The organism is Paraconexibacter sp., assembly GCF_041602235.1.
In the GTDB taxonomy this organism is placed as follows: domain Bacteria; phylum Actinomycetota; class Thermoleophilia; order Solirubrobacterales; family Solirubrobacteraceae; genus Paraconexibacter.
Window position 1 is genome coordinate 1 of the sequence record NZ_JBFIGP010000201.1, and the last position, 7,257, is coordinate 7,257.

The following is a 7,257-nucleotide window of genomic DNA, read 5'->3' on the forward strand; positions in this document are numbered from 1 at the left end:
AGACGGGGCACTCCTGGCGGAAGCGCTCGAACACCTCGCGGTCGCGGTCCATGTAGGGCTTGGCCCAGAAGTCGCGGGCGGAGATGTCGGCTTCGGGGGCGTCGATCGTCGGGCGCGAGGTGGTGGTGCTCATGGAGGCATGCTCGCGGTGCGCCGCGTAGCGCACATCGACCGCGCGAGGGATCGGGATCCACCCCGCGGGGGATACCGGCCCCGCGAGGACGACCCGAGCCCCGGTGAGACGACGGCAGGGTCTTCGCCCGGCCATCGTCACCGCCTCAGGTCCGTGCGCGCTTCGCGCAGGTGCGGTAGGTCCGCGACTGCCGCACGATGCCGCGGTTCGTCCGCGCGACGAGCCGCACCCGCACGGTGCCCTTCTTCACCCGGCGCAGGTCCAGCCGCACCGAGTAGCCGGCCCTCGTCCGGCGCAGGCGCAGCTTGCCGGCGCTCGTGAACACCGTGAGCCGTCGCACCTTCCGCGTCCGCGACAGCCGCGTCTTCACGTGCATCGTGATCACCCGGCGACTGCGGCACGTCGTCGCAGGCTTCACGAGCCCGCCGGCGCGCTGGTCGATCTCGGCGAAGCCGTGGGCGAGGTACGCGGTGGTGGACGTGGTGGCGCGCAGGCGCGTGATGTCCGCGTCGGTGCTGCCCGCCGGAAGGGTCCAGCGGTAGCGGCCACCGCCGAGCCCCTTCGCCGAGCTCTCCGCCACCGCCCACGTGTCCCGCTGGTCGGCGAGGACGAGGACGTCGTCCCCGTCGATCGGCTGCCCGAACGGATCGGTGACCGTGATGTCGATCGGCACGGCGGCACCCGCCGCGGCCTTGGCAGGCGCGTCGACCTTCACGACCGGGACCTCGCGCATCTGGAACGCCTGCGGCGGCAGCGACTGGGCGCTGCGCGTGAGGTCGCGGATGTAGCTGGTGACGCGCTCGAGATCGGCCGTGTTGATCGTCTCGTGGGTGTCCTCGGTCGTGTGGTAGTAGGGCGAGGACGAGGCGGTGCTGATGCCCTGGACGCCCTGCGCGTAGAAGCCCTCGATGTCCGTGGCGATGATGCCACCGCTGACCGCCCGCGCGGCGAAGGCCGGCGCGACCACCGGCGGCAGGACCACGTTGGACGCCGCCGCGGCGGTCGTGAGCGCCAGCATCGCCGGGGAGGACGAGCCGAGCGTGAGCACCGGCGCCGGCAGCTCCGTGGCCACTCCGTCGCGGAAGGTGGCGGTCGCGGTCTCCTCCAGGTTGATGTTCAGCACGACCTTCGGCATCAGGTCCTGGTGGCGCGCGATCCACTCGTACGAGCCGACGAGCCCGGGCTCCTCGGCGTCCCAGCCGATGTAGAGCATCGTGTACGCCGGGGCGACGTCCCGGTTGGCCTCGACCACGCTCAGCAGCGTTCCGACCGCGGTGCAGTTGTCGTTGGCCCCCGCGTACCAGGAGTCGTAGTGCCCGGCGACCACGATGTAGCGGTCGGGGTACGTGGTGCCCTTGCGCATGCCGATGATGTTGCGGCCCACGGCGTCGACCCGCTCACCCGCCACGCTCAGGTCGAGCGTGACGCGGCCGGCGTCGAGGCGCGCGCGGAGCGCCGCGCCCGTCACCGAGCCGACGGTGATCGCGGGGATCGACGCGGGCGGACGCTGCCCCCAGCGCACGGCCCCGGTCTGGATCAGGTTCTTCGGGGACGCCGAGACGTACACCATCGCGGCGCCACCGCGCTTCATGATCTCCTGGACCTGGACCGTGCGGTGGTACACGCCGCCGTTGTCGACCATCACGATCTTGCCCCGCACGTCCTTGCCGTCGAAGTCCGACGGCGACGCCCCTCCGACGTCGACGACCTCGGCCCGCACGTCGCCCGTCCCGGAGTAGGCGAAGCTCTGCGCCTCGAGCACCTCGCCCTTCCCGGGCCCGTCGGCGATCGACAGGCGGGTGCCCGCCGACTTCCAGACCGGCATGTGGAACTCCTCCGCGCTCGTCTGCAGGCCGGCGGCACGGAAGCGGTCGATCAACCGGTCGCCCATCGCCGTGTCGGCCGCGGTTCCGGGGCGCTTCGCACCGAGCGCGGCACACGTGATCATCTCGTCGGTCGCGGTCCCTGCGAGGGCCGTCGGCGCGAGCGTGAGGGCCAGCACGAAGGAGAGCGGAGCGGCGAGCCGGCGGGAGAGCATCGGGCGACGGTAGCGCCTGAGCGCGCCCGGGACCTCGCCCCGCGGCACGAGCACGACCTACCGAGTGTCGAGCGGTCCGTGACTCAATCCGGTGTGTCGGGCGAGACGATGCGGACCAACCGCGCGCGAGCGTCGCCGTCGGCCGTCCGGGCGCCGGGGGTGACCAGGCCCTCCACCACGAGCTTGCGCCCGGTCTGGATGGTCGCCTCGATCTCGTCCTCGGTCAGCGCGAGCCGGTCGGTACGCAGACCGAGCGCCACGACCCCGTTCCAGGCGCCCCAGAGGAAGCGGGAGAGCTGGTGGGAGCTGAGCTCGGAGCGGACCTCGCCGCCGTCGATGGCCTCCTGGATCTTGGCCCTGAAGCCGTCGATGAGCTCGGCGACGCGCCCGCTGATCCGGGCCGCGACCTCGTCGTCGGCGATCGGCGGCCCCGCCTCGACGCCGTCGAAGGCCATGAACCGGAACGCCCCGGGGTGCTCGAGGTGGAAGCGCAGGTAGGCGTCCCCGGCGGCCATCACCTGTTCCAGCGGGGTGTCCCCTGCCTCGTAGGCGGCGGCCATGTACCGGGCGAACAGCTCGGCGGAGCGCTCCGCGAGTGCGTGGTACAGGCCGTCCTTGTCACCGAAGTGGTTGTAGATCGAGCCGATCGAGACGTCCGCGGCCTCGGCGATGTCCTCCATGCGCGACCCGCGGTAGCCCTCGGCGCGGAACGACCGCTCGGCGGCGTCGAGGATGGCCGCCCGGGTCCGCGCCGCGCGCCGCGCGCCACGTGCTGGGGGCGGGGCGGGGGTCAGTTCAGTTGGAGGCGAGTTCATATCTGAATCTAGTTGCAAGTATAGCGCGGTTGTGGGTAGGCTCACCAGCATGTCCCAACACGATGTCGTCATCATCGGCGCCCGCTGTGCCGGATCCGTCGCCGCCGCCGTCCTGGCCCGCGAGGGTCGCGACGTCGTGGTGCTCGACCGCTCCCGCTTCCCCTCGGACACGCTCTCGACCCACGTCCTCTTCGGTGGCGGGGTCGACGTCCTGAAGGACATCGGGGCCTTCGACAAGGTCACCGCGAACGACCCGTCGTTCATGCGCGACCTCGAGCTGACCTTCGACAACGAGGTGACCGTCCGTGAGCCGTGGGGCGCACCGGACGGGTCGAGCTCCAACTACGTGTGGTGCATCCCCCGTCCGATGCAGGACCAGATCCTGGTCGACACCGCCCGCGAGCACGGCGCGGACGTCCGCGAGGGCTGGGAGTTCCTCGACGTGCTGTGGCGCGGCGGACGCGTCAGCGGCGTCCGCGCCAAGGACCCGGACGGCGAGATCCACGAGCTCCACGCGAAGCTCGTGATCGGTGCCGACGGACGCAAGTCCTCGGTCGCCGCCCGCGTCGGCGCCTGGCACCCGTACCGCGCGTCGAAGAACGGGCGCGGCCTCGTGTTCCGCTACCTGGACGACCCGAAGGTCGACACCCATCTCAACGAGACCCTCTCCCAGTGGCGCGACGGCGACTCGTTCTGCATGACGTTCCCCAGCGCTCCGAAGCCACGCATGATCGCCCTGGTCATGGGCCCGGCCTCCGACGTCGCCCGCGCCCGCAAGGACCCCGAAGGCGTGTGGAACGAGTTCCTGCGCCGCCATCCCGGCTGGGCGAAGCGCATCGAGGGCGCGACCAACCTGTCGAAGCTGCGCTCGACCGCCGACGTCCCCGCCTACTTCCGGGCCTCGAGCGGGCCGGGATGGGCACTCGCCGGCGACGCCGGGCACTTCAAGGACCCCGTGATCGGCAACGGCCAGCGCGACGCGATGTGGATGGGGCACACCCTGGCGACCATGGCCGCCCCCGCGCTCGACGACGCCGCCACCCTCGACGCGACGCTGCGCCGGTACGAGCAGGCGCGCGACGAGGAGTGCCTGTCGGCCTACCACTTCGCCAACAGCGAGACGCGCATCCAGGCCCAGTCGCCGGTGCTCATCGCGCTGGCCCGTGAGGCGTCCAAGCGCAACCACGCCGCCGACGCCGACCTCAGCGACATCTTCCAGCGGGTCCGCGACCAGCAGGACGTGCTGCCGCTGCGCCGCCTCGCCCGCGGGTTCGCCCTCGCGATTCGCCACGACCTGCGGCACCGGCCCACCGCGCTGCCCGAGACGATCAAGGGCGGCCTCGGCGACCTAGCGGTCGACTTGAACATCCGCGCCGAGATGCACGCGCGGAGGTTCCGGTCCACCCGTCAGATCCGCGGGTCCGAGCATCCCGGATGGACCTGGCCGGACACACCGCGCCGCCCGGCCCTGGCGACGGCCCCGGCGATGCCCGCCGCCGAGCCGTCCTCCGACGGTGACGTCGCGACCCTCTCGGTGGTCGCATGAGCCCGCGTACGCCGATCAAGGTCGCCGCCGTCCAGGCGAAGCTCACCCTCGCCGCGGTCGAGGAGAACCTCGTGCGGATCGAGGATCTGATCCGCGACGCCCACCGCGAGCACGATCCCGCCGTGATCGTGGTGCCGGAGGCGATGACCTCGCCGAACGTCTTCAACAAGAAGATGCGCGGCGCGTGCCGTCCGGTCGACGGCGCCCCGTTCCAGCTGCTCACGCGGCTCGCCCGTGAGCTCGACGTCGTGATCGCCGGCGGCTTCCTGGCCCGGCGCGGCAACGACGCCTACGGCACGTACGTCCTCGCCGAGCCCGACGGTGGCGCGCACCTGCACGACAAGGACATCCCCTCCGCCTGGGAGAACCACTACTACCGCGGTGGGGACGACGACGGCCGCGTCCACTGCCGGGCCCTGAACCTCGACGTCGGGCTGGCCTCCGGCTGGGAGTGGGGTCGGCACCGGACCGCGAAGCGGCTGCGCGGCGTGGACCTCGTGCTCGGCGGCATGTGCTGGCCGTCGTTCCCGAACAACTGGAACGTGCCGCCCCTGAACTGGTGGGCGAAGCGCGAGCACGACATCTGGGTCCGACAGAACCGCGAGCTCCCGGGCCAGGTCGCCCGGCTGGTCGGCGCGCCCACGGTCTACGCGGCGCACGTCGGTCCGGTCGAGGCGCAGTTCCCGGCCGCTCCGGTGGTGCCGTGGCGCACCGTGATGCTCGGCGACACGCAGATCTGCGCCGCCGACGGCACCGTGCTGGCCCGCCTGTCGTTCGACGACGGCGAGGGACACATCAGCGCCGAGGTCACCCCCGGCTCGGTGACTCCCCTCGATCCGCTCGCCGACCGCTTCTGGATCCCGGCGATGACCGTCTCGACGCACGTCGCGGCCTGGCACGTGATGAACAACCACGGCCGCCTGGACTACTGGCAGAAGAAGCTGCGCCGCAAGCACGAGTGGCAGTCGCTGCCGGCCGGCGACCTGCCGGACGAGCTGCCGCCGGTCGCCGACGAGCAGGCGCAGCACTTCGCGACGACGCCGTAACGCCCGGGACCTGCGCCCCGCGTTACCGCAGGGCTGTGCCCCTGGTGAGGACACTGTCACCACCAGGGGCACAGCCCCTGGTGCGCGTGGCCTGACCGGCGCCGGGACGCCCAGGTTTTCCCATTCCGCGCCGCGGGGGGAGTACGGTCGAGGGGTGACCCGGTGCGGGACCAGGGCACGAAGGACGCTTCCCATCGTCGCTCTGGCGCTCTTGGGCCTGGCCTCCCCCGCGCAGGCGATCGTCAAGGTCGAGGTCATCTCGGGCAACCAGGTCCACGTCACCGCGATCGAGAGCGGCAGCTTCGTCCCGCGCGTCAACGTGCTCAACCTCAGCCACGCGACGCGCCCCGGCGAGATCGACGTGATCGTCAAGGAGTCGCTCGATCCCGACGGGCTCTTCGCCGGTGCGGGGTGCGTCGAGGCCCCCACCGACACCGTCACGTGCACCGTGACGGGAGTCTCCCCGATCGTGATCGTGGACCCAGGCGGCATGGACGACCTGGCGACGTCGACGATCCCGTACACGACGAACTGGGAGAGCAACCCCGGCAACGACGCCGTCCTCGGCGGCCCGGGCCAGGACCGCTTCTTCGCAGGACCGACACCCGACGGCAACGACGTCCTGTCGGGTCGGGGAGGCGCGTCGGATCACGCCATCTACTCCTTGCGGACCAGCTCGCTGTCGATCGATCTCGACGACAACGCCGACGACGGCCAGGCGGGGGAGGCCGACAACGTCGGGGACGACGTCGAGTGGGTCACGGGCGGGCAGGCCGCGGACGTGCTCGTCGGCAGCCCCGCCGACAACATCCTGCGGGGCTCCACCGGCAACGACACGCTCGACGGCGGGGCGGGTGCCGACAGCCTCGGGGGCGGCGCGGGCACCGACACCGTCACCTACGCCGGTCGGGGCATCCCCGTCGCCGTCGACATCGACGGCAACGCCGACGACGGATCCTCCACCGACGCCGCGGCCGGCGGCGTCACGAGCCGCGACGACGTCATGACCGACGTCGAGCGCGTGATCGGGGGAACGGGCGCCGACACGCTCCGCGCCGGCACCGGCGCGGCAACGCTCGAAGGCGGGCCGGGCAGCGACACGCTGACCGGTGGGCCGGCGAACGACACGCTCAAGGGCGGTCCCGGGGTCGACGCGCTGCACGGCGGCGGGGGCAGCGACGCGCTCAACGGCGAGGGCGACGGCGACGAGCTGCACGGCGGAGCCGGTCCGGACATCCTGGACGGTGGCCCGGGGGCCGACCAGCTGTTCGGCGACGCCGGCTCGGATCAGCTGTTCGGCGGCCTCGACGGCGACACGCTGGACGGCGGGCCCGACCCCGACCGCCTGCTCGGCGAGGCCGGTCCCGACACCCTGCTGGCGCAGGACAGCACCGCGGACACCGAGATCGACTGCGGCGCGGACGTCGACAGCGCCACCACCGACGCCAACGACCCTGTTACCGTCGACTGCGAGAGCGAGACGCGCGCGATCGCCGACGCCGATGGCGACGGCATCGCCGACGGCAGCGACAACTGCCCGTCCATCGCCAACCCCACGCAGGCCGACGCCGACGGCGACGGCATCGGGGACGCCTGCGACCCGACGCCGACGCCGCCCGCACCGGGCCCGCCGCCCCCGACCCCGGGCCCGCCACCCCCGACCCCGGACCCGCCGCCCC

General features: G+C 72.5%; 5 protein-coding genes. 3 read left to right on the forward strand and 2 right to left on the reverse strand.

What is annotated here, in order from left to right:
- Positions 1-278 precede the first annotated feature (278 nt).
- A complete protein-coding gene (locus ABYE80_RS14685; RefSeq protein ID WP_372791035.1) occupies positions 279-2,171 on the reverse strand; it encodes a M28 family peptidase in 1,893 nt (630 codons plus the stop codon).
- An 83-nt stretch (positions 2,172-2,254) separates the two neighbouring features.
- Positions 2,255-2,986, reverse strand: a complete 732-nt coding sequence (locus tag ABYE80_RS14690) for a TetR/AcrR family transcriptional regulator (protein WP_372791036.1) — start codon at positions 2,984-2,986, stop codon at positions 2,255-2,257.
- A 49-nt stretch (positions 2,987-3,035) separates the two neighbouring features.
- Between ABYE80_RS14690 and ABYE80_RS14695 the strand changes: the two genes are divergently transcribed.
- From ABYE80_RS14695 to ABYE80_RS14705, 3 genes are all read left to right on the forward strand, one after another.
- A complete protein-coding gene (locus tag ABYE80_RS14695) occupies positions 3,036-4,532 on the forward strand; it encodes an NAD(P)/FAD-dependent oxidoreductase (RefSeq protein WP_372791037.1) in 1,497 nt (498 codons plus the stop codon).
- Positions 4,529-5,578, forward strand: coding sequence for a carbon-nitrogen hydrolase family protein (locus tag ABYE80_RS14700; RefSeq protein WP_372791038.1), 1,050 nt, complete (start codon positions 4,529-4,531; stop codon positions 5,576-5,578). The genes ABYE80_RS14695 and ABYE80_RS14700 overlap by 4 nt, the downstream gene beginning before the upstream one ends.
- 211 nt (positions 5,579-5,789) lie before the next feature.
- Positions 5,790-7,257 (forward strand): calcium-binding protein (locus ABYE80_RS14705; protein WP_372791039.1); only part of this gene is annotated, 1,468 nt, incomplete at its 3' end.

Excerpts from the sequence above, each read along its gene's own strand:
- ABYE80_RS14700 (WP_372791038.1), top strand. The coding sequence starts at position 4,529 with ATGAGCCCGCGTACGCCGATCAAGGTCGCCGCCGTCCAGGCGAAGCTC.
- ABYE80_RS14690 (WP_372791036.1), bottom strand. The coding sequence starts at position 2,986 with ATGAACTCGCCTCCAACTGAACTGACCCCCGCCCCGCCCCCAGCACGT.
- ABYE80_RS14685 (WP_372791035.1), bottom strand. The coding sequence starts at position 2,171 with ATGCTCTCCCGCCGGCTCGCCGCTCCGCTCTCCTTCGTGCTGGCCCTC.
- ABYE80_RS14695 (WP_372791037.1), top strand. The coding sequence starts at position 3,036 with ATGTCCCAACACGATGTCGTCATCATCGGCGCCCGCTGTGCCGGATCC.